Origin of the sequence: Bacterioplanoides sp. (assembly GCF_965219715.1) — a bacterium.
Lineage (GTDB): Bacteria > Pseudomonadota > Gammaproteobacteria > Pseudomonadales > Oceanobacteraceae > Bacterioplanoides.
Map to the genome: position 1 here is coordinate 2,174,777 of NZ_OZ244785.1, position 20,021 is coordinate 2,194,797.

Below are 20,021 nucleotides of genomic sequence, written 5' to 3' on the forward strand. Positions count from 1 at the left end.
TGCCGTAAAGATTTTTTACCAAAATCTGGCCGATTTAATGTGTGGCTTAATATTAAACTGTGGCTGTCGCAGTTGCCTGCCAAGAGGTTAAGCCTATGTTAGGAGAGAGCCACGCATTACTGGAAGATTTTGCCGAGTACAAAGAAGATATTTTTCTGTTGCTGGAAACCGATAAACATTTCCACGACTTATCCGACCTGTATCACAAACTGGATAAACGTACCCGCAATCTGGAAGAACGCGGCCAGCCAATGGAAGATCAGGCGTTTAATACCCTTAAAGCTGAACGCGCACATCTTAAAGATGAGTTATTCGGCATGATTAAAAAACAGCACGACATTCCTGCTGTAAAACCGAACGCTGGCGACGACTGAAAAAGCGGCACAATGGCCGCTTTTTTATTGCCCGGATTTTTTACAGAATCCAGTACAAAGCTTCGAGTGCAACCGCAACCTGGATGCGGTTTTCTGCCAATGGCCGCGGCAGCATTTCTTCCGCCTTTGCCAAACGCCTTAACAGGGTATTACGATGGGTATGCAGTTTTTTTGCGGCTTCCGTAGCATTACAACCACATTCGAGAAAGGCGTGTAACGATTGGCGTACCGTCGCCGGTGCCTGGGCCAGTTCACCTAATACGTGTTCGGAATAATGCTGAATCGACTTTGCGTCTTTAGATAAAAACGCCATCAACCGTACCCGTTCGTAACTCACTAACTGAATATTGGATTTTAACCGGCCCAATACCCGTTGCGCCGCTTGGGCATCCAGATGCGCCCGGCGAAAACCATCCAGACCGGAGCTACCGGAACCAAAACTGATGCGCACATTCTCATGTTGTTTTAATACCGTTTCCAGCAGTCGTTCATTAACTGAAAATTCTGCCGAAGCCCACACCCAGATCACCGATGGACTGACGATAATTTTTAACGATTCAGTTTGCTGACACGCTTTCTGGAACACCGCCGCAACCGTTTCCAGTGCGGAAATTTCCGTATCAATTTCTTCACTCCAGACAATTGCGCTGTGATGTGGCTGTTTAATGGAATAATTCAGCGAGTGGCTGGTGCGGGTAATATCAATATCCTGACCATCAATAATTCTGGTCACCAGATCAATCTGTTCTTCAATACCACTGCGTTTGCGACTGGCTTCAATCTGCTCCAGCCGCTCCATGCCCAGCTGCAGGGAATCTTCACTGAAGCTGCGGATTGAAATCGATGATAACTCCAGCAATTGTTGTAATTCGAGTGGTTCTTTAGTCAGCTGAAAAACAATTTTCATCCAGTATTGCCAGGCAATATTCTGAATTGAATGGGAGTTTTTCTGCAGCATCTGCGCCGCCTGAGACTGATACATATCGGCGGTACTATCCACCGCTTCATCGACGGAATACGGCGCCACCGCCTGGTCCGGTGCTTCGATAATGGCGTTTAACCAATGCAGCACACTGGCACGAATTGCCCGGCGGTGTTTGGCTTGAATCACCGGGTCATCATGCAGGTCGTCGGTGCTGTTACCTTTGAAGTTAACCCCTTCCAATGCGTCTAAAAACAGCGGACTGGTGGCCAGCTCCAAACCGATCTCCGCACCACGACGCATCAGCTCGATGATCCGTGGCGACACTCTGGGCCAGTTTTGGTGGGAATTGATGGCGATATTTAACATGCTGAAAGGCATCCATTTCAGTGCAATCTGCACCAAATGGTACTCACGGAGTGGTATTTTGTACATTGTTTGCTGGATATTTAGTTCATAAACTGAACAACGTCGAATAACAGTAACAATAAAGGCATGTTATGAATGCTCACGCACAGGGATCCACCCCGGATACAGACGTATTAATCATTGGCGCCGGTGTTTCCGGAATTGGCCTGGCTTATTATTTACAACGTGATCAACCGAATAAGCGTTTCACCATTCTTGAGTCACGTGCTGATATTGGTGGCACCTGGGATTTATTCCGTTATCCGGGCATCCGCTCCGATTCCGATTTATACACTTTTGGTTATGAATTTAAGCCGTGGAAAAGTCCAAAGGCGATTGCCGATGCCGGCACCATTATGGATTACCTGCGTGAAGCGGTAGACGAAAATCAGATTCAGGACAAAATCCGTTTTAACAGCCGGGTTAAAACCGCTAACTGGTCCAGCACCGATGCTTGCTGGCATGTTGAATTTACCGATACCGTCAGCGGTAAAACAGAAACCATGACCACCCGCTGGTTATTCTCCGCCGCCGGTTATTACAATTATGAAGAAGGTTTCACGCCAGAATTTAATGGTCGTGAAAACTTTAAAGGTCAGATTATTCATCCACAGCACTGGCCGGAAGATTTAGATTACAGCAATAAAAAAGTGGTGGTAATTGGCAGTGGTGCGACTGCGGTTACCCTGGTACCGGCGATGACCGATAAAGCCGCCCACGTGACCATGCTACAACGTACACCAACTTATGTGGTCAGCCTGCCAACCGAAGATCCAATCGCTAATGTGATTAAAAAGATCTTTCCGGAAGAAATGGCGTACAAAATGATTCGCAGCAAAAACATCAACCTCAGTCGTTGGTGGTGGCGTTTCTGCATGCGTTTCCCGAACGCTGCGCGTAAATTAATCCGCGCCGGAACCAAAAAGCTGTTACCGGAAAACTACCCAATTGATGTGCACTTTAACCCACCGTACGATCCATGGGATCAGCGTTTATGTGCAGTCACCGATGGCGATTTATTTAACGTCGTCAGCAATGGTGATGCATCGATTGTTACCGACCATATTGATACCTTTACCGAAGATGGCCTGTTATTAAAATCCGGCGAAAAACTCGACGCCGATATTATTATCACCGCAACGGGCCTGAACGTTCAGCTGTTTGGTGGCATTGATTATCGCGTTGATGGCCAGCCAATCGATTATCCGAATTCCGTTGCTTATAAAGCACTGATGTTAAGTGGTGTGCCTAACTTTGCTTACGCCATTGGTTACACCAACTCCTCCTGGACATTAAAAATTGGTCTGATCTGTGAGCACCTGTGCCGCATCATGCAGCACATGTCCGAGCACGATCATCAGGTGTGTCAGGCTGAACTGCCAGATCCGAATATGCCTACCCGCCCGCTGCTGGATTTTGGCGCCGGCTATGTACAGCGTGTGATCGACACCCTGCCTCGTCGTGGTATGGAGCCACCCTGGGATGTTGCGATGGACTACAAAGCCGATGCCAAAAACCTGCGCTTTGGTTCAGTAACCAACGAATGCCTGAAGTTTTACTCCGCCGAGCAATTAGCCAGTAAAAATGGCGTCGAAAAAGCAGCGGAAAAACCCGCAGCCAAAACAACACGTAAAAAGAAAGGTAAAACCGGAGCGGAAGCATGAAGCACTTTCATAACAAGGTTGTGGTAGTCACCGGTGCCGCTTCGGGCATGGGCCGTGAATACGCATTGGAGTTTGCCCGTCTGGGCGCTCTGGTAGCGATTACCGACGTCAATGAAGCTGCGCTGGCAGAAACCCACGCCATGCTGCAGAAAATCACCGACAAGTACAGCCATAGCGAAGTACTGGATATCGTGTCACAAGATGGTGTTGAAGCTTTTGCTAAAACGGTTGAAGCCAAACTGGGCAAAGCCCACGTGGTGATCAACAACGCCGGTATTGGTGGTGGCGGTGCGCCGTTATGGGCACAGGAATCATCGCAAATTCATACCACTATGAATGTGAATTTCTTTGCCGTGGTAAATATGACCCGCGCCTTCCTGCCGCAATTATTAGCCAACCAGGAAGGTGCCATCGTTAACGTCTCCAGTGTGTTTGGTTTAATTGGCACGCCAGGCACCAGTGATTATTGCGCCTCTAAATTTGCCGTACGCGGCTTTAGTGAATCACTGATGGTTGAACTGGCGGAAACGCCCATTTCGGTGCACCTGGTTCATCCCGGCGGCATTAAAACCAATATCGCCAAAGACTCGAAAAACGGTGCGGAGTTTGAAGAGAAATACCTGAAAACCGATCCACTGGATGCCGTTCGTATTGTGATTAAAGGTATCCAGAGCGGTAAACAGCGTATGGTATTTGGCTATCAGTCTTCGTTGCTGAATTTCTTAAGACTGTTACCACTGAAGTTACGCAACAAAATTCTCTATCGTGAAATGGGCGATATGAGAGACCCGGAACATTACGACCAACTTGCCGTTCTTGCCGGTCAGAGCAAATAACAATCCAGCCAGATCGCTAACAACAAGGAGTCAGCCATGAGCAACCCTAATCAGCCAGAAATTGAAGCACGCAAAGGAATCGACTTTGGTTTGGACGAAAACCTGCCGAAGTACTGGCATTCCAACGACCCGTTTAAAACCCGCTTGCACGACGCATTACAGTCGACCTTCCCGGAAGGTGAGCGTTATTTTATTTCCAGCGTACGTGCATTTCGTGATCGCATTACCGACCCGAAACTGCAGCATGAAGTAAAAGAATTCACCATGCAGGAAGCACAGCACGGTATTGCACACACGGTATTTAATGACCTGCTGGAAAAACAAGGCATGCCAATGAAACGCCTGTTAGCCGAGCATAAAAATAAAACCAAAGAAGACGAACGTCGCTGGTCGCCGGAATACAACCTGGCGATTACCGCAGCGGCTGAGCACTTTACCGCATTATTGGCCGATACCTATTTCTCCAATAAAGAGACCACTGCCGGTATGCACCCGAAAATGCGTGCGTTATTTGCCTGGCATGCCATTGAAGAAATGGAACACAGATCGGTTGCTTTTGATGTGATGAAAGACGTTGCCAAAGTGGGCTACTGGACTCGCGCTAAAGCCATGGTTCGTGCCACCTGGATTATTTCTTACTTTATGTTCCACTTTGCCGATGAAATGCTGAAAGCCGATGGCTTCTCAAAATGGCAGCGCCGTAAGATGTTTGTGAAAAACATTCCATGGATGTACGGACCGCGCAAAGGTATTTTATCGTCGTTTACGCCGAACCTGCTGCGCTACTTTAAGCCGAACTTCCACCCGGAAGATATTCCGGTGGTGCATAACTACGGTCAGTGGGTTGATGTGTACGACAAAACCGGTAATCCACACGATGCTTGTGATGCCATGATTGCTGCGGCTTATTAATCAGCACTTAGTCAGCTTTAATCGGCGTTAACGCTGATGTTAATGCAGGTTTAAACAAACAGGGCTGCGGCGAGTCATCGTCGCAGCCCTGTTTGTTTTCATGCCTGGAATAGTTATCTCAGAACTTATCTTCTAATAAATCTTTTGCCGCCCGTAACGCTTCCTGAGCCGCCGGAGCACCACAATACACCGCCGAGTGTAATAACACCTCACGGATTTCTTCTGGCGTGGCGCCGTTGTTTAATGCGCCCTGAATATGACCTTTAATCTCGGTCGACGCTTTTAACGCCGCTAACATACCCACAGTCACCAGCGAGCGGGTCTTACGGTCCAGGCCCTCACGCTGCCATACCGAACCCCAGGCGTGTTCGTTAATCCATTGCTGTGCCGGTTCCATGTACGCGCTGGTGTTATCCATGGCTTTATTAACAAACTCTTCACCCATCACTTCACGGCGTACCTGCAAACCGTTTTCGAAATCTTCTTTACTCATAACCCTAATCTCTGCCATTCAGAATCCGGGCGCTATGTTACTTGCTTGCTGATTCCGGGCCAATCGATGCAGAGAAATGGCCAAAGCCGACCAATCTTATGGCATGCTTGGCGCGCAAAGGTAACAATGCCGTTTAGCTTATCCACAGCCTTTGTTAAGACATCTGCCTACGAGACACTATGAAAGCGCTTTTTACCAAAATCTTCTCGCCCATCCTTAATCTGTTTGAGACCGATCAACCTGCGGTTAATTACAAGCCATCACACCGCATCATTCTGAATATTGTTGGCTTTTTATTTTTACTGCTGTCGTCTGTTTCATTGATTGCCGCCATCAGCAGCGGTGTTCTCGGTGGGCTGATTCCGGGCGTAGTGTTTTTTGCCGTGGCGTTGGTTGCTCTGGTAGTGGGTACTTTGGGTTCAGACAATGCCGTGGCGAAGATCTGGGGCAATCGTTCTTAACGACTTTGCTATCGTCCCATCAATCAATGACTCAACCCTTGGGTGCCTATCCAGCCGTTGAGCCATTGCTAGTGCCTTCCGTTCATTATTCCAATCTGATAGTAAACACATTAAAGTTGGAGGCATTACTGCTGACTGGATTTCTCCATGAACCCGGATGTTCAAAACAAGTTTGATCACTACCCTGCTGATGCCAAACAACGGCTGTTACAGATTCGTACGCTGATTCTGGAATTAGTGGCGGAACTTGAACTCGGCCGCTGTGAAGAAACCCTGAAATGGGGCGAACCCAGTTATTCCGTTAAGAGCGGCAGCCCGATTCGACTCGACTGGAAAGAGAAACACCCAGAGCGAGTCAGCATCTTCTTTAACTGCAATACCAAGCTGGTTGCGACGTTTCGCGAGTTATACACAGGCTTGCTGGAGTTTGAGGGTAATCGTGAGCTGATATTGCCCTTGTCTCAGCCACTGCTAGAGAAAGAGCTGAAGCATTGTTTGCAGCTCGCGCTGACCTATAAGAAGGTGAAAGACCTGCCGTTGTTGGGTGGGTGAGAAGATCAGCAGATGGAAGTCTCCAACGAGAATTCAATGAGTTATAAGAATGCCCGAATTTCGGGTGTTCCATGCAAATGCGCGTGCGCACAATTAAAATGTTCAATGGAAAATGAAGCATATGGATGATTTATCGGAAAGATTGAGCAGTATGATGCGGAGCTTCGATGAGGAAACTAAAACTCGATTTTGTCATGCAATCATCCAAGCCTCACAAACTGGGCCCTATGAAGCTTGTTGGTGTCAAGGTGGAAAAGTATATAAAGACTGTCATCTCGAAAGGGATAAGCACCGAAAAATAAGTGAAGGAGAAGTGAGAAAAGAGCTATCAAAGATTTTTGACAGTAAAAAATACTGTTCAGCCTCTTTTGATGATAGAAACTGTAAGCTTCCAATAAAAGGTGCACATACAGTGCAACGAGGTAGAGTGCTGTCTAGTATGGCAAAAGATGGTCACGTAGGAACCTTCTATCGGAATATAAATGGTTTTGAACAGCTAAGAGATATAAAAACAGGCATCAAGAAGGAAGCGTCAATATTCTATGGGTTCTGTGAATATCATGATACAGAGCTATTTAAAAACATAGAATTAAATGAATTCATTGCTACACCAGAGAATTGCTGGGCCAGCTCATATCGTGCGGTTTGCCATGAGTACTATCAGAAAAGTGCTGCTAAAAAAGCAGTTATCTGGCAATTAGAAAACTTGGATAAAGGCTATGATTTGAGTGAACAATTGATTCTTCAGGAAAAATTATTCCTTCTAAAAAGAGATGTATTCAAAGGATTTGAAGATATTTCATCAATTAAAAATAAATATGAGAGAGCAAAGGTACAAAGTGAGTATGATTTGCTCTCTTCCTATGTGATTGTGTTGGATGAACCTCTCTGCCTTTCTGTAAGCGCCACAATGTCGCCATATTACAATATCAGTGGAGTCAAGGTTCAGAACTTAGGTGATCCTATGTATCTCTTTCAACACTTTGCTTTGTCTACGGTAACTGTTAATGGTTGTGCTGCTTATGTGGTTTCTTACCTGAAAGAGCATAATGTTATAGAAAAATACTTGGAGGAAGTTTTTGAGAAAGGTTCTGAGTTCGTCAAGTCGTGGTTAACGAAGTGTGTTTTTGCATACGCAGAAAATGCTTTTTTTGATTTGGATTGGTGGAGTAACCTTAGAGATGATAAAAAAAATCGATATACAATCTTGCAATGTCTGAGAATTATACTGTGCACTTTGAAATAGATGACTTGATCAGTAGTGAAGTACCAGGTTCAATAGTATCCATAGAGCGCATTTGACAAAGCATTCCAGCGGACAATGCCGCAGAATGCGGCGTTACGTGCTCATGGAGTCATAGAATGGAGCAAATTGAAAGAGCCAAAAGATACCTTTCACGTATTGAGGCAATATATGAAGGTGTTTTCTCATCTTCGGGACATGATAAGGATTCCTATGACGATGATGTCATATCGTTTTTTATCCATTGCTATCATATCCGAGATTGGGTTATTCATTTGAATGTTCTTAGCGTCACAGCAGCGGAGATAGATAGCTATATTAATCAACATCATGCATTAATGGTCTGCGCAGACTTAGCAAACGGTTCAAAGCACTGCAAACTCACTCGCTCTTTACGTACCAGCCGACAACTTCATATCACCGGGAAGCAAAGGCACACATCAACTTGGTATACAGGTAGTGGCGGCGGTGAAGTCATGAAGTGCAAATATACGATATTAAGTGGTGAAGAACTCCTAGATGCACTTGAGTTAGCCAAAGAATGTGTAGCTCTATGGGATTCATTCACGGAAGAATTAAAGGCACGTAACGAATCAAGCAAGAAGGACGCGCAAAAAGTGTGCGTCTCTTCTAGAGGCGTTACGCATCTAAAGAGATTTTAAAATGATTGAAAGGCTGGTTTGTCTTGTTGAGTATGTTTTCTCCACACCAGGATCTACAGCAATATTTTTCTCAGTGACAATATCATCATTGCTTTCTGTGATCATATTTATAGCGACTGGGTGGAGAGACAAGAATAAAGCCAAGAAAGAGCTGAGACTCAAAAAGATTGAAGAGTTATTCTCCAAAGTTCACGAGTATTCTCGAACAGCGAAGAAATACCTTTGGAGCATTAAACGGCTGGATCAAGATGTCGTTAGAGATAGAAAGCTCGCAGAGGACGCTAGAGAGCTAATATATGAATGTGAAATATATAAGAATTTATACTTTCCGGATTTACCACTAAATCCTACTCATCAATATGCAGAAATGGAAAGGCTTGGTGGAGAGTGTGACAAAATATGGCTTAGAGTACCAAAAGGTCTTGATGCGGAGGTTCAGCATCATCTAGATGCCTGTAAACTGGCAGGGAAAGAAGTTCAGAAACTAGATAATCTTCTAAAACCTATTACTGAGTGGTGTTTGAATGAAGCCAATGCCAGTCGGTAACAAAATACATCACAAACCACTCAAATTCGAACGGCCACTATAAGCGTGGCCTCCACTGTATTATCTAACAATCGCTGAAGGAAGAGAAAATGGATACTAAGACGCTAATCGTAACAATATTGTCTAGTTCATTTCTAGCTGCAACTGTTACATCTTTGGCTAGTGGTCTATTTTCATTGAAACTAAAGAAAAATGATTTTCTATATGATTTCCACAAGAATATACTTGATAAGCGAATTATGGCTTACGAAACAGTCGAGTCCATAATTGCCTCCTTGAGAGGCAGTATCGTCGATCAAGATGGTCTGTCCTATCATCAAGTATTTTCATTTGGAAATGAAGAGTTTATAAATCACCTAATATTAATTCAGTCGGCTATGAAACAAGGGATGTGGCTTTCAAGTGATATAACTAAACATATTAATCAGATTAATTACATATACCTAAATGCGGATGAAGACTTGATAGAGTTTGGGAAAGACAATTATGAATCTATAGCCAATGAAAGAAATAACCTAGAAAACGTATTCGCTAGAGATATTTCAAAGCTACATGAGATTGAACCATTTCTGTTGAGTAAATCTAACGAAAGCAATGAATACAATTTTGTTAACGTAAAATCAGTCTAAAAAGAAAATGTGAATCTCCCTAGCCTTCCCCCGTTAAAACGAACACCTCAATCTAATTAAGATTGGGGTGTCCAATGCCAAAGTATAGCAACTGAATACAGTAAAAAACATGCGACCAAGCCTGGAAGCCAAAATCATCGAAGTGTGCGATAAGAAAGTCACCAGCAAAGGCGACAACGTTGGCATCTCCTTCTACGCCTTCTTCAAAAAATCGATTACATGGATTTCCTGATGGAAATCGTCGAATGAATAGTTACCATAACCAGACAGCTGCAACTCGATACTGAAAGAACAAAATTACACTTATTGGAAATAGTATGAAAAGTCTATTTATCACGTCATCTTTCTCTGATGTAGCAAGCATCTTCAAAGATACCGAAGAGAACCTGACACCAGGAAAGACGGTTACATTCATCCCAACAGCAAGCATTCATGAAGAGATTAATTTCTATGTTGAGGATGCAAAGAAATCTTTAGAAGGGATGGGGTTACTTGTAGAAGTCATTGATGTTTCCATAGAAGATAAGGATACGATCTTTTCCTCTCTTGAACGCAACGACTTTATATATGTGTCTGGCGGCAACACTTTCTTCCTGCTTCAGGAGCTAAAACGTACCGGTGCGGATAAAGAAATCATCAAACAAGTGCAATCTGGCAAAACCTACATAGGAGAATCAGCCGGTTCCATGATTCTTTCTCCTAGTATCGACTATGTTCGAGACATGGATGATGAAAGTGCTGCACCATCGCTCGAATCCTATGAAGCATTAAATCTGATTGATTTTTACCCTTTACCTCATTATACGAACGAGCCCTTCATCGAAATAACTGAAGCAATGAAATCTAAATATTCGAAGACAATAAAGATTGAGCCTTTCAGTAATGCAGAGGCATTTCGAGTAAAAGGCCAAAGAACACAGAAGTATAAAATCAATGCTTAACACACATAGCGGAACGGTCTTTCGAGTAAGATGCTTATGTCAATTGGCCTCACATCACCATCTTGCACATCTCGCCTGTGAAAAAGCTACTACTGCCAGCGATTGTCAGTAGCCACTGCAATAATCCTGTGATCAGAAGACAGCGAATACATTACAAAACATGCGATCAAGCCTGAAAGCCAAAATCATCGAAGTATGCGATAAGAAAATCGCCAGCAAAGGTGACAACGTCGGCATCTCCTTCTACGCCTTCTTCAAAAACAAAAACGATGACCCGGAGCTACTGATGGAAGCCGCCGAGTGGTGGATTAAAATCCACAAGCTGGATCACTTTGAGAAAGCGGTAAAAATCAAAGCCATGGTTGAAGCCGAATAACGTTTCACCTTCCCTTCTGCTCTCAATTCTCTACCGAAAAATAGCTCCTGCCACAGCCTGTCAGGAGCCAACCGCTATAGTCCTTCCCCAGTTAATAAACCCAATTAATCCACAGAGAAGGACTCACCATGAAGATGAACTATTTCGTTGTTGGTACCAACAACATGGAAGCTGCGACCCAGTTTTACGATGCGCTGTTCGAAACAGAAGGTCTGCACAAAGCCGTCGCGTCCGACAGAATGACGTATTGGCTGGCTGAAGACTTTGCCTTTGCCGTAGCCATCCCATTCGATGAGCAGCCAGCAACTAACGGCAACGGAACCATGGTGGGCTTTAGCCTGGGATCTGTGGATAAGGTAAAAGAGTTATACAACAAAGCGCTGGCACTGGGTGGCAGCTGCGAAGGTGAACCCAACCAGCGTGGTCCACGCTTTTCCGCTTATGTCCGGGATCTGGATAAAAACAAGATCTGTTTCTCGGATTAATACTGCCAAGACTGGCCTTGCGGCATCACAGTAAACCTCCTGACACTATCTCCGTTGCATGAATACCGTGTATTCATTAACATCACCTCTATGATTGTTTCTTTCGCAGACAAAGCTACTTCCGATCTGTTCAACGGCCTTGCAAGCCGTAAAGCTCGCAAGCTGCCGAGTCAGATCCACGAAATGGCTTTATACAAGCTGGATATTATCAATGCTGCACAAACACTGGATGACCTGAAGTCGCCTCCGGGCAATCGCCTGGAGCCGCTCAAAGGTGATCTGAAGGGTTTTCACAGCATTCGGATTAATAATCAGTGGCGCATCATCTTCCGCTGGCAGGGAAATGCTGCCCACGATGTTCAGATTATTGATTACCACTAAACGAGGTGAACTATGATTCCTTCTAACAGAACAGCGACTCATCCTGGGGTTATCTTACTGAAAGAGTATCTGGAGCCTCTGGAAATTACTCAGAAAGCTCTTGCCGGACATCTGGGCGTTCCGGTGCAACGTATCAATGAAATTGTGCGTGGCAAGCGTGGCATTACTCCCGATACGGCCTGGCTATTATCAGAAGCGCTGAATACTTCTCCAGAATTTTGGCTAAACCTGCAGTCTACTCATGATCTTTCAGCACACCGACCAAAACATCACATTCAACCTATGGTTGCCGTGGCAGCAGGATAACTGCTGATTTAGCATGGCCACGCTAAATCAGCTTACCTTCAATATCTGCCAATAGCCTCTGATACTCCGGACTTTTATCCACCGCATAATTCAGGTTCTTAAGCAGCCCCGTCAGCTGTGTATAAAAATCGCGCAGCTCACTTTTATTCTCTACTTTTGGTTGGTGAGCAATCACCTTCTCCAGCAGGTGCAATAACGCTTGCTGGCGTGGCATCGGCATCGATACATCCACATCATCAAACGCGTCCTGCTGCAGATACACCATATCCACTAACACGGCTTTCTGGCTGGTGATAAAGTCGTCGCGACTGACCCCTTCTTCACCAGTAACCTGCATCATGCGGTTAATCTCTTCGCCGCGTTCGAGTAATTCGCGCAAACGCATCACCCGATCTGTCCAGCCAATTTCCAGGTTTTTCTCGAACCAGGGCTTCAGCTGCTGTAAATAACGCGACCAGCTTAATAATGGATCTACTGCCGGATAAAAACGTTTATAAGCACGATCTGCCGATAAGCCTAAAAAGGTTTTTACCGTACCTAACGTCGACTGAGTCACCGGTTCTTCGAAGTTACCACCCGCCGGTGATACGGTGCCAATCATGGTCAGTGTTCCGATAAAAGTACTGCCAGATTTTTCATCACCTGTTTTTTCATTACTTGTGCGCTGCAATACCCCGGCACGTTCATAAACATTTTTAATCGACGAGTCGAGATACGCCGGGAAGGCTTCCTCACCGGGAATTTCTTCCAACCGACCCGATGTTTCACGCATCGCCTGAGCCCAGCGCGACGTCGAATCGGCAATTAATAACACATCAAAACCCATCGCCTGGTAATACTCGGCCAGGGTAATGCCCATATAAATCGACGCTTCCCGCGCCGCCACCGGCATCGACGAGGTATTACAGATAATAATGGTGCGATCCATTAAGGTGCCGCCGGTTTTCGGGTCCGGCATATTGGGGAATTCCTGAATGGTTTCCACCACCTCACCGGCACGTTCACCACAGGCCACCACAATCACAATATCTACATCGGAATAACGAGAAATTAATCCCTGCAATACGGTTTTACCGGCACCAAACGGTCCGGGAATACAACCGGTGCCACCTTTGGCAATCGGGAAAAAGGTATCCACCAAGCGCATGGTTGTGGATAACGGTTGCTGCGGATATTCACGTTGCGCCTGACCCTGTTCAATTAACGCCCGGGAAACCGGTTTACGAATTGGCCAGCGTTGCTGCAGTGATATTTTGCGCTCAACACCTTTTTCATTGGAAATCTGCGCCACCACATCCTGCACATGCACGTTACCCTGCTGAATCCAGTCGAGTTTCCATTCGCCGTTTAAATCAAACGGCGCCATAATTTTGTGAGTAAAACGACCTTCGGCCACAGTGCCAATCACCTGCGCCGCCGCTACCGTATCACCGCCACGCGCCAACGGTTTAAATAACCATTTACGTTCCTGATCCAGCGCTTTAACGTCAACGCCACGGGGCAGGAAAGTACCAAAATCATTGGCCAGGGTTTCTAACGGATTCTGCAATCCGTCGTACACCATTCCTAATAAACCCGGGCCTAATTCCGCCGATAACATTTCGCCGCTTTGCACCACGCCATCACCCACGCCAACACCAGAAGTGCTTTCGTATACCTGAGCATCAGCGCGTTTGCCGTTAATCCGTAATACTTCGGCTTTTAGCCATTCCTGACGGCCTTGTTTTCCGGCCGCTTTATCTGCACCTGAGTCCTGGGCCAGTCGTGACGGCAGAATATATATCACTTCGTTTTTAACAAGCGGCTGATATTCACCATCACGTGCCACACTTTCGATGGTGACTAAGTCATCCTGTACAGCAATCACGCGGGCACTGATTGCCTCAGCCACCGGGGAAGATGCATCGCAATTAAACGTCATAAGGAATCTCCCTGAAAATCCTGCGGCAGGCTGCTCAGACCTGACTGAATAAGTTGCTGAAACCGCTGGCTGGCGGCGTCACTGTCATAACGGGTCCAGCGCTCAACGATGTTCCACTTCAGCACATAAACCACCACCGCATAAAAACTGAATTCCTGGCCACCCGATACATCAGATGAACCAGAAGGTGGCCGTGATAAATGCTGCCAGGCTGTTTGCAGCAGCAGCTTTTCTAATAACAGCGGTTCATCTTTATCAATGTATTGTTTTGCTTCCACTAACCAAGGGCAGGCATGCTCCAGCCGGAAATACGGTTCCTGCCAGTTCGCTTCGATATTTTGTTTAAAGCGACTGACGGTCCAGTTACCCGACAACACATTGGCTGGATCATCATGACGGTGACGTAACGCCCCCACCAAAGAGCGGAAATCTAACTTATCGCGCACCAGTGTGTTTAATGGCCGATCGGTTACCGACGCCAGGACTTTTTTAATACGCTCGACCGGTTGTAATGCATCCGCTTTATTCTGGTCGTGTTTCATTTGTGGTGATAAATATCCCCACTGCAGCACACTTTCGATATCCGTTAACAACTGCCGGTGCTGTGGCTCCAGCGTTACTAATTTCTGCTCCAGCTTTAATCGCGATACCGGTGTTTTTTTCGCCGAAAACAACGAAATATTCGCCGGTAAACCACTTAACAGGGTTAAGTATTGGTCCGGATTATGAAAGTCGATTGTTTGCGCCCCGAAGCTGTTATCCATCAGTGAATCACACCTTCTAATATGGCACGGAATCTGGGTTGCAGATATTTCAGCAATAAATCAGCAATGGCTTTATCACTGACATCCACCAGCATTTCGCCATCCTGCAGTTTCATCTGAATGCCGGCATCCTGATCACCGGCAGCAAAACGGATACCCTGGCTGAACATCTGCCCGGCTAAATGGGATGATAAATCCGCTAACGGGCCGTCACTGGCTTTATCCGGGTTGGCACGAATATCGTCCAGTTGCATTAACTGCTGCGGAACTAATACCTCAACCTCTGTTCCAGCGGAGCCATCCGTATTGTTCAGCTCTGGCACCCGCACTTCAGCACTGATCTGGCGTACCGCTTCAAGAATCATTTTCTCCAGAACAGGAACCGCCGCCGCTTGTTGTTTTACTTCCCGGGAAAAGTCAGACGATAACCGCTCCAGCATGGCGTTTTTCATACCCAACACCATATCGCGAAACGCCAGCTGCAACGCATCTTTGGCGGCCTGTTCTTCACGTTCAATACGCTCATGGCTTTCTTTTAACATGGCATCGGCTTTTTCCTGGGCCTGACGCTCAATTAAGTCGGCGCGCTTTTCGGCTTCGGCAATAATATCCAGCGCCTGCTGCTGACCCGCCTGAATGCCATCGTTTTTTAATTTCTCCACCAGTTCATCGATACCGGAAGAGATCTTTTCTGCGTGTTTATCAGCGGCCATTAAACACCCCCAACCTCAGGCAAGCTGCCCGACAGCACCAGTGCGAAAATAAACACAAACACACCAAAACCTTCAACAATGGCGGAAGGCGCGATGGATAGTGCAAAAATCTCCGGCTTTTCTTTTGATGCGTTAATGGCGGAAGCACAGGTGCGGCCCTGCCAGATGCCGGTAAATAACAGCGCAATACCGGCTAATAAACCTATCCCCATCAGGCCACCTGCATTAACCGCAGTAATTTCCCGCTGCAGGGTAAACATTAAAACGATGCCATAAATCACAAACGACGATGGCAATACCGATAAACCAATAAAGCGACCATAGCCGGATTCGGTTTCTAACATGGCACCAATGGCTGCCTGCCCGGCGATGGCGCAACCCATCACACTGCCAATCGCTCCTAACGCCACCGGGGCAAATAATCCCAACCAGCCCAGTGCAATGACTAACTCATTCATCTTCTGTCTCCTTAAGACGGTCGCTTAAAGCAAAACGGGAATAGGCGTAACCTTCTCCCGGCTCACCCCAGTTATAAAATTCGATAAAATTAAGACGCAGGCCATGCACCACACCACTCATAATGCCCAGTGCCAGATTGATGATATGACCCGCCAGGAAAATTAACGTACCGGTAACCAGCCCCAGACCACTGTCAGAAGCGTAAGCATCCTGTGCCAGACCATTAAAGGTCAGTGCTAATGATGCACTGGCCAGTCCCAGTGCAAACAACCGCATATAGCTGAGAACATCACCAAATAATTTGCTTAAACCAGTCAGCTTTAACAGCCCATCACTTAAGCGTAATAATGCGCTTTTAATACCCGTTACCGGACGATCACTGGCGAAGCTGAGTAACGCTAGCGCACTGATTCCGGCCAAGGATTGGGCCAGATAATTTCCCTGAACAATGGCAGGCTGCAGCCAGATTAAACAACCGCTGATACAGATTCCGATCCAGCCCAGTGCCGGAATCCATTTTTGTTTCTGATCGCGGTAATTCCATCCCATGGTGATATTGGCGATCACAATATGGATAACCCCAATCATGACCGACAACGTCATCATGGCGTCGTAATCATTCAGATCGACTACTTTAAGCGACGCCAACAAGGATCCGGGCGGGGCTTCATAGCCGAAATAACTACCAACCATCACACCCCAAATGGCTGCGGCGGATAATATAAAGCGCAACATTTCGCGCAGGTCTTTTCCGATTGAGCGCCATTTCAGCGCCAGGCCACCGGCCAATAAGGCGGCATAACCGGCATCCGATAAAATCATCGAAAAAAACAGCGCAAAGGATAAATACAGATGTACCGATGGGTCCCAGCTGCGATAGTCCGGTAACTGATACACCGCCGCCAGGTTGGCACCCGCACCAAATCCCGGAACCGGTTTTAATAAAGTTGGAGGACATTCCTGATCGGCCGGATCTTCCGCCACAAACGCAAAGCCCTGCTGGCTGCTGAGTTGCTGCAGTTGTTTCAGCTGGCTGACGGGTAACCAGGCTTTTAATACAAACACCTGATGACGTAATACACTGGAGTGGCTATCCGTTTGTTGTTCCGCCAGATCTTCACTTTGCGCTAACACATAGTTAAATAACGCGCGGTTATTGGCCTTATCTAAGTCGCGTTGTAATTGCGGTAAATAACGGCACAGCTGCTGACGCCGTACCTGTAATTCTTCTAACCGCAGTTCAGTGTGTTCACGGTTTTCCAGCAAGGTGTTTAGTGGCAGGCTGCCAAGGTGTTCACGGGCGACCGGTAATAACTGTGCATCCGGTTCGTCAGCACAAATCACCACCAGATACAGTTCCTGATGGGAACGACCCACCACTTTCCAGGGAAGCTGCAGCTGATCTAATACCGCACGATTTTTCACTGGCAGGCGATAAAACCAGAAACGAAAATGATCAACATAGCTGTCTGGTGGAAAGCTGAAATCGCCCCAGGGACGCATCAGACGAATGCGGTTATTTAATTCATCCAGGCGATCACCAACGTCACGAATCTGATCTTTCAGACTCAGTACTTCATCCACCACCCGGTCAAAATCAAAATGGCGCGCGTGTTTTAACGCCCGGCGTGGATTTAATGTGCCTTCTAAAAAATGAATGGCATGATAGGCTTTTTGTGCCTTGGGTGATAATTCAATTTCGTGGGCCGAATTCGGTTTATCTTTGTCGATAATATGCAATTCACCAAACTGCTGCAGGCAGCTGACAATATGATGTTTGTCCTGCTCACGTCCGGCCAGGGTGATTTTTTTCAGACGGACAATACTCATAATACACCGCCTTGCCGGTCAGCCTGGGCGGCACGTTTATTCTTGGCAATTTTTGAGGTGATTACCGCTTCACGATCTTTATCATCGAGATAAATCTGAATTTTTCGGATATTCGCCAGCGCTTCGGGAATCAGCACTTTATCGAACAGGTTGACCCGCTGGGTGACTTTTAACAGCTCGTCTTTTAAGCGCTTAAGAATTTTCTGCTGCTGTAACTGGCGGATCTCTAATTCCAGCGCTTGTTGTAATAAACGCTGAATCCCATCCACCCAATGAGGTTTGGTCAGAATCGAGATCGGCGCACAATCGAATTCGATATCAACAATGTCGTCGATCCAGACACCCACAATATTGGTGCGTTGAGTATGTACCGCGTTAATTACCACAAGCTGATCCAGATCGATACGATCATTGGCCAGCATCGGATATTGCTCGGCAACTTTTTGCTGCAACCGCAACACAGCCTGCTGTTGTTCAGCGAGTGTCTGTTCGCAACTTTTTACCGTTACCATTAATTGCTGCCGCTTCATTTCCAGCGACGGTAAAAAACGCCGGTACGCCGCCAACTGCTTACGCTGGGCGGATAACGTGGCTTTGGATAATAACAGCCGGGCCATCAGGCGTTAGCCTCAGAGCGGGGGAAATATTTATTCACCAGTTCCTGTTTCATTAACAGCTGCTCAGCGCTGAAGCAGTCGGCCATCATCTTCCAGGCCAGATCCAGTGCTTCTTCTAATTCCATCGACACTTCTAATTCCATAAAGTGTTGGCGGAATAATTTTCCGAACTTCAGTAATTGTCGATCGTAATCGGATAATTCAAATGCCATCGCCTGTTTTTGTTCCGCCTCTACCGCGCCGGAATAAAAACGAATCATGGTGTTCATCACCTGGCTGTGATCTTCCCGGGTTTGTTTACCAATTACGTGTTGTTTTAACCGCGATAATGAACCAAACGGATCGAGCACACCGTTGTGTAAATAGAACTGTCCCTCGGTGATGTAACCCGTGTTATCCGGCACCGGGTGGCTGACCTCGTTACCCGGCATGGTGGTTACCGACAAAATCGTAACCGAGCCACCTTTGGTGTAATCACAGGCTTTTTCGTAACGGCGCGCCAGCTGGGAATATAAATCGCCCATATAACCGCGGTTCGACGGTACCCGTTCATTGGCGATGCCGACTTCTTTTAACGCGTCGGCATAGGCCGTCATATCGGTTAATAGCACCAGTACCCGCTTGCCTTCTTCAACGGCAAAACGTTCAGCCACGGCTAACGCCATATCCGGTACTAATAAACGTTCCACAATCGAATCCGACGCCTGATTCACAAACATCACGGTACGGGCTAATACCCCGGCATCTTCAAACGACTGGCGGAAAAAATAGAAATCGTCGAATACCAACCCCATGCCACCAAACACAATAATGTCGGCATCGGCCTGAATACCAATACGCGCTAAAAAGCGGTTATAGGGTTCTCCGGAAACGGAAAAAATCGGAATTTTCTGGCTTTCCACCAGGCAGTTAAATACATCGATCATCGGCACCTTAGTGCGGATCATTTGTGAGGCTAACACCCGGCGCATCGGGTTAACGGTTGGCCCAGCAATTTCCACTTTGGCATCGAAAGTCAGCTGCGGGCCAGAATCGATTACTTTGCCTTTGCCGTTAAAGGTACGGCCCAACACGTTGTCGGAGAAAGTCACCTGCATCGGATGACCAAGAAAGCTGACACTGGCATCGGTGGCCAGGCCTTTGGTACCATCCAGCACCTGCATGGTAACCAGCCCGGCTTTGATATCAATTACCTGCGCCAGGCGGGATTGATTGTCGCTACCTTCCACTACCGCCAGGTCGTTCAGGCGCACCAGCGGTTCAGCTCCGGCTTCAGGCACAGGAATGCGCAACTTTAATAAGTCACCCACAATTTCTTCTATCGAGTGATACGACGTTTGCTGTGAACCCATATTACCGACCTGACCCTGTCCTGGAGATGTTATAAGCCTAGCCAGTGTCCTGGCTGGCGTAATTGATTCAAATCGTTTTTTATGGAGCTTTGATGTCGGGAATAAGTACAGTCTGTTTCAGTTCTGAATCGAATTGCCAAAGGTGTTGGTAAACGGCGACAATAAAGGTCTGA

25 protein-coding genes are annotated in these 20,021 nt (G+C 46.6%); 16 read left to right on the top strand and 9 right to left on the bottom strand.

What is annotated here, in order from left to right:
• Nucleotides 1-95: 95 nt before the first annotated feature.
• Nucleotides 96-374 carry a YdcH family protein gene (locus ACOQOZ_RS10295; RefSeq protein ID WP_420592185.1) on the top strand — a complete coding sequence of 93 codons (279 nt, stop codon included), beginning with the start codon at nt 96-98 and terminating at the stop codon, nt 372-374.
• Nucleotides 375-414: 40 nt separating this feature from the next.
• Here the strand turns inward: ACOQOZ_RS10295 and ACOQOZ_RS10300 are convergent, their stop codons facing one another.
• On the bottom strand, nt 415-1,698 hold the full coding sequence (locus ACOQOZ_RS10300; RefSeq protein ID WP_420592186.1) for a PucR family transcriptional regulator: 1,284 nt from the start codon (nt 1,696-1,698) through the stop codon (nt 415-417).
• A gap of 98 nt (nt 1,699-1,796) precedes the next feature.
• On the opposite strand from ACOQOZ_RS10300, the gene ACOQOZ_RS10305 reads away from it, so the two are divergent.
• The 3 genes from ACOQOZ_RS10305 to ACOQOZ_RS10315 are packed head-to-tail and all read left to right on the top strand — an operon-like array spanning nt 1,797 to nt 5,116.
• Entirely contained in the window at nt 1,797-3,368 is a 1,572-nt protein-coding gene (locus tag ACOQOZ_RS10305) for a flavin-containing monooxygenase (RefSeq protein ID WP_420592187.1), read from the top strand.
• Nucleotides 3,365-4,204 carry an SDR family NAD(P)-dependent oxidoreductase gene (locus tag ACOQOZ_RS10310; RefSeq protein WP_420592188.1) on the top strand — a complete coding sequence of 280 codons (840 nt, stop codon included), beginning with the start codon at nt 3,365-3,367 and terminating at the stop codon, nt 4,202-4,204. Before ACOQOZ_RS10305 ends, ACOQOZ_RS10310 begins: the two co-directional genes overlap by 4 nt.
• 36 nt (nt 4,205-4,240) lie before the next feature.
• Entirely contained in the window at nt 4,241-5,116 is an 876-nt protein-coding gene (locus ACOQOZ_RS10315) for a metal-dependent hydrolase (protein WP_420592189.1), read from the top strand.
• 118 nt (nt 5,117-5,234) lie between these two features.
• Here the strand turns inward: ACOQOZ_RS10315 and ACOQOZ_RS10320 are convergent, their stop codons facing one another.
• Nucleotides 5,235-5,609: a carboxymuconolactone decarboxylase family protein gene (locus tag ACOQOZ_RS10320; protein ID WP_420592190.1), complete on the bottom strand. Its 375-nt coding sequence runs from the start codon at nt 5,607-5,609 to the stop codon at nt 5,235-5,237.
• A 179-nt stretch (nt 5,610-5,788) separates the two neighbouring features.
• On the opposite strand from ACOQOZ_RS10320, the gene ACOQOZ_RS10325 reads away from it, so the two are divergent.
• The 12 genes from ACOQOZ_RS10325 to ACOQOZ_RS10380 all read left to right on the top strand — a co-directional run bounded on the left by ACOQOZ_RS10325 (nt 5,789) and on the right by ACOQOZ_RS10380 (nt 12,192).
• On the top strand, nt 5,789-6,070 hold the full coding sequence (locus ACOQOZ_RS10325; RefSeq protein WP_420592191.1) for a hypothetical protein: 282 nt from the start codon (nt 5,789-5,791) through the stop codon (nt 6,068-6,070).
• Nucleotides 6,071-6,217: 147 nt separating this feature from the next.
• A complete protein-coding gene (locus tag ACOQOZ_RS10330; protein ID WP_420592192.1) occupies nt 6,218-6,622 on the top strand; it encodes a DUF1801 domain-containing protein in 405 nt (134 codons plus the stop codon).
• A 121-nt stretch (nt 6,623-6,743) separates the two neighbouring features.
• The gene (locus ACOQOZ_RS10335; protein WP_420592193.1) at nt 6,744-7,868 is read left to right on the top strand and encodes a hypothetical protein; all 1,125 of its coding nucleotides are present in this window, start codon (nt 6,744-6,746) and stop codon (nt 7,866-7,868) included.
• A 116-nt stretch (nt 7,869-7,984) separates the two neighbouring features.
• Nucleotides 7,985-8,527 (top strand): hypothetical protein, encoded by a 543-nt coding sequence (locus tag ACOQOZ_RS10340; RefSeq protein ID WP_420592194.1) that lies wholly within the window; start codon nt 7,985-7,987, stop codon nt 8,525-8,527.
• 1 nt (nt 8,528) lies between these two features.
• The gene (locus ACOQOZ_RS10345; protein ID WP_420592195.1) at nt 8,529-9,074 is read left to right on the top strand and encodes a hypothetical protein; all 546 of its coding nucleotides are present in this window, start codon (nt 8,529-8,531) and stop codon (nt 9,072-9,074) included.
• Nucleotides 9,075-9,163: 89 nt separating this feature from the next.
• Nucleotides 9,164-9,703, top strand: coding sequence for a hypothetical protein (locus ACOQOZ_RS10350; protein WP_420592196.1), 540 nt, complete (start codon nt 9,164-9,166; stop codon nt 9,701-9,703).
• Nucleotides 9,704-9,812: 109 nt separating this feature from the next.
• On the top strand, nt 9,813-9,935 hold the full coding sequence (locus ACOQOZ_RS10355; protein WP_420592197.1) for a DUF6500 family protein: 123 nt from the start codon (nt 9,813-9,815) through the stop codon (nt 9,933-9,935).
• A gap of 85 nt (nt 9,936-10,020) precedes the next feature.
• Entirely contained in the window at nt 10,021-10,644 is a 624-nt protein-coding gene (locus tag ACOQOZ_RS10360; protein ID WP_420592198.1) for a Type 1 glutamine amidotransferase-like domain-containing protein, read from the top strand.
• Between the two features lie 160 nt (nt 10,645-10,804).
• A complete protein-coding gene (locus ACOQOZ_RS10365; RefSeq protein WP_420592199.1) occupies nt 10,805-11,020 on the top strand; it encodes a DUF6500 family protein in 216 nt (71 codons plus the stop codon).
• 128 nt (nt 11,021-11,148) lie between these two features.
• Nucleotides 11,149-11,505 carry a VOC family protein gene (locus tag ACOQOZ_RS10370; RefSeq protein ID WP_420592200.1) on the top strand — a complete coding sequence of 119 codons (357 nt, stop codon included), beginning with the start codon at nt 11,149-11,151 and terminating at the stop codon, nt 11,503-11,505.
• Nucleotides 11,506-11,595: 90 nt separating this feature from the next.
• On the top strand, nt 11,596-11,886 hold the full coding sequence (locus ACOQOZ_RS10375; RefSeq protein WP_420592201.1) for a type II toxin-antitoxin system RelE/ParE family toxin: 291 nt from the start codon (nt 11,596-11,598) through the stop codon (nt 11,884-11,886).
• Between the two features lie 12 nt (nt 11,887-11,898).
• On the top strand, nt 11,899-12,192 hold the full coding sequence (locus ACOQOZ_RS10380; protein WP_420592202.1) for a HigA family addiction module antitoxin: 294 nt from the start codon (nt 11,899-11,901) through the stop codon (nt 12,190-12,192).
• 22 nt (nt 12,193-12,214) lie between these two features.
• Here the strand turns inward: ACOQOZ_RS10380 and ACOQOZ_RS10385 are convergent, their stop codons facing one another.
• The 7 genes from ACOQOZ_RS10385 to ACOQOZ_RS10415 are packed head-to-tail and all read right to left on the bottom strand — an operon-like array spanning nt 12,215 to nt 19,848.
• A complete protein-coding gene (locus ACOQOZ_RS10385; protein WP_420592203.1) occupies nt 12,215-14,113 on the bottom strand; it encodes a V-type ATP synthase subunit A in 1,899 nt (632 codons plus the stop codon).
• Entirely contained in the window at nt 14,110-14,877 is a 768-nt protein-coding gene (locus ACOQOZ_RS10390; RefSeq protein WP_420592204.1) for a hypothetical protein, read from the bottom strand. Before ACOQOZ_RS10390 ends, ACOQOZ_RS10385 begins: the two co-directional genes overlap by 4 nt.
• Complete coding sequence (locus tag ACOQOZ_RS10395) at nt 14,877-15,590, bottom strand: hypothetical protein (protein WP_420592205.1); 714 nt, start codon at nt 15,588-15,590, stop codon at nt 14,877-14,879. The genes ACOQOZ_RS10390 and ACOQOZ_RS10395 overlap by 1 nt, the downstream gene beginning before the upstream one ends.
• Complete coding sequence (locus tag ACOQOZ_RS10400; protein ID WP_420592206.1) at nt 15,590-16,048, bottom strand: ATP synthase subunit C; 459 nt, start codon at nt 16,046-16,048, stop codon at nt 15,590-15,592. The genes ACOQOZ_RS10395 and ACOQOZ_RS10400 overlap by 1 nt, the downstream gene beginning before the upstream one ends.
• Nucleotides 16,041-17,879, bottom strand: a complete 1,839-nt coding sequence (locus tag ACOQOZ_RS10405; RefSeq protein ID WP_420592207.1) for a V-type ATP synthase subunit I — start codon at nt 17,877-17,879, stop codon at nt 16,041-16,043. Before ACOQOZ_RS10405 ends, ACOQOZ_RS10400 begins: the two co-directional genes overlap by 8 nt.
• Nucleotides 17,876-18,496: a V-type ATP synthase subunit D gene (locus ACOQOZ_RS10410; RefSeq protein WP_420592208.1), complete on the bottom strand. Its 621-nt coding sequence runs from the start codon at nt 18,494-18,496 to the stop codon at nt 17,876-17,878. The genes ACOQOZ_RS10405 and ACOQOZ_RS10410 overlap by 4 nt, the downstream gene beginning before the upstream one ends.
• Complete coding sequence (locus ACOQOZ_RS10415; protein WP_420592209.1) at nt 18,496-19,848, bottom strand: V-type ATP synthase subunit B; 1,353 nt, start codon at nt 19,846-19,848, stop codon at nt 18,496-18,498. Before ACOQOZ_RS10415 ends, ACOQOZ_RS10410 begins: the two co-directional genes overlap by 1 nt.
• Nucleotides 19,849-20,021: the final 173 nt, after the last annotated feature.

What these genes read in the sequence shown, in the direction of transcription:
- ACOQOZ_RS10295 (WP_420592185.1), top strand. Translation starts at nt 96, where the DNA reads ATGTTAGGAGAGAGCCACGCATTACTGGAAGATTTTGCCGAGTACAAA.
- ACOQOZ_RS10305 (WP_420592187.1), top strand. Translation starts at nt 1,797, where the DNA reads ATGAATGCTCACGCACAGGGATCCACCCCGGATACAGACGTATTAATC.
- ACOQOZ_RS10310 (WP_420592188.1), top strand. Translation starts at nt 3,365, where the DNA reads ATGAAGCACTTTCATAACAAGGTTGTGGTAGTCACCGGTGCCGCTTCG.
- ACOQOZ_RS10315 (WP_420592189.1), top strand. Translation starts at nt 4,241, where the DNA reads ATGAGCAACCCTAATCAGCCAGAAATTGAAGCACGCAAAGGAATCGAC.
- ACOQOZ_RS10320 (WP_420592190.1), bottom strand. Translation starts at nt 5,609, where the DNA reads ATGAGTAAAGAAGATTTCGAAAACGGTTTGCAGGTACGCCGTGAAGTG.
- ACOQOZ_RS10325 (WP_420592191.1), top strand. Translation starts at nt 5,789, where the DNA reads ATGAAAGCGCTTTTTACCAAAATCTTCTCGCCCATCCTTAATCTGTTT.
- ACOQOZ_RS10330 (WP_420592192.1), top strand. Translation starts at nt 6,218, where the DNA reads ATGAACCCGGATGTTCAAAACAAGTTTGATCACTACCCTGCTGATGCC.
- ACOQOZ_RS10335 (WP_420592193.1), top strand. Translation starts at nt 6,744, where the DNA reads ATGGATGATTTATCGGAAAGATTGAGCAGTATGATGCGGAGCTTCGAT.
- ACOQOZ_RS10340 (WP_420592194.1), top strand. Translation starts at nt 7,985, where the DNA reads ATGGAGCAAATTGAAAGAGCCAAAAGATACCTTTCACGTATTGAGGCA.
- ACOQOZ_RS10345 (WP_420592195.1), top strand. Translation starts at nt 8,529, where the DNA reads ATGATTGAAAGGCTGGTTTGTCTTGTTGAGTATGTTTTCTCCACACCA.
- ACOQOZ_RS10350 (WP_420592196.1), top strand. Translation starts at nt 9,164, where the DNA reads ATGGATACTAAGACGCTAATCGTAACAATATTGTCTAGTTCATTTCTA.
- ACOQOZ_RS10355 (WP_420592197.1), top strand. Translation starts at nt 9,813, where the DNA reads ATGCGACCAAGCCTGGAAGCCAAAATCATCGAAGTGTGCGATAAGAAA.
- ACOQOZ_RS10360 (WP_420592198.1), top strand. Translation starts at nt 10,021, where the DNA reads ATGAAAAGTCTATTTATCACGTCATCTTTCTCTGATGTAGCAAGCATC.
- ACOQOZ_RS10365 (WP_420592199.1), top strand. Translation starts at nt 10,805, where the DNA reads ATGCGATCAAGCCTGAAAGCCAAAATCATCGAAGTATGCGATAAGAAA.
- ACOQOZ_RS10370 (WP_420592200.1), top strand. Translation starts at nt 11,149, where the DNA reads ATGAAGATGAACTATTTCGTTGTTGGTACCAACAACATGGAAGCTGCG.
- ACOQOZ_RS10375 (WP_420592201.1), top strand. Translation starts at nt 11,596, where the DNA reads ATGATTGTTTCTTTCGCAGACAAAGCTACTTCCGATCTGTTCAACGGC.
- ACOQOZ_RS10380 (WP_420592202.1), top strand. Translation starts at nt 11,899, where the DNA reads ATGATTCCTTCTAACAGAACAGCGACTCATCCTGGGGTTATCTTACTG.
- ACOQOZ_RS10385 (WP_420592203.1), bottom strand. Translation starts at nt 14,113, where the DNA reads ATGACGTTTAATTGCGATGCATCTTCCCCGGTGGCTGAGGCAATCAGT.
- ACOQOZ_RS10390 (WP_420592204.1), bottom strand. Translation starts at nt 14,877, where the DNA reads ATGGATAACAGCTTCGGGGCGCAAACAATCGACTTTCATAATCCGGAC.
- ACOQOZ_RS10395 (WP_420592205.1), bottom strand. Translation starts at nt 15,590, where the DNA reads ATGGCCGCTGATAAACACGCAGAAAAGATCTCTTCCGGTATCGATGAA.
- ACOQOZ_RS10400 (WP_420592206.1), bottom strand. Translation starts at nt 16,048, where the DNA reads ATGAATGAGTTAGTCATTGCACTGGGCTGGTTGGGATTATTTGCCCCG.
- ACOQOZ_RS10405 (WP_420592207.1), bottom strand. Translation starts at nt 17,879, where the DNA reads ATGAGTATTGTCCGTCTGAAAAAAATCACCCTGGCCGGACGTGAGCAG.
- ACOQOZ_RS10410 (WP_420592208.1), bottom strand. Translation starts at nt 18,496, where the DNA reads ATGGCCCGGCTGTTATTATCCAAAGCCACGTTATCCGCCCAGCGTAAG.
- ACOQOZ_RS10415 (WP_420592209.1), bottom strand. Translation starts at nt 19,848, where the DNA reads ATGGGTTCACAGCAAACGTCGTATCACTCGATAGAAGAAATTGTGGGT.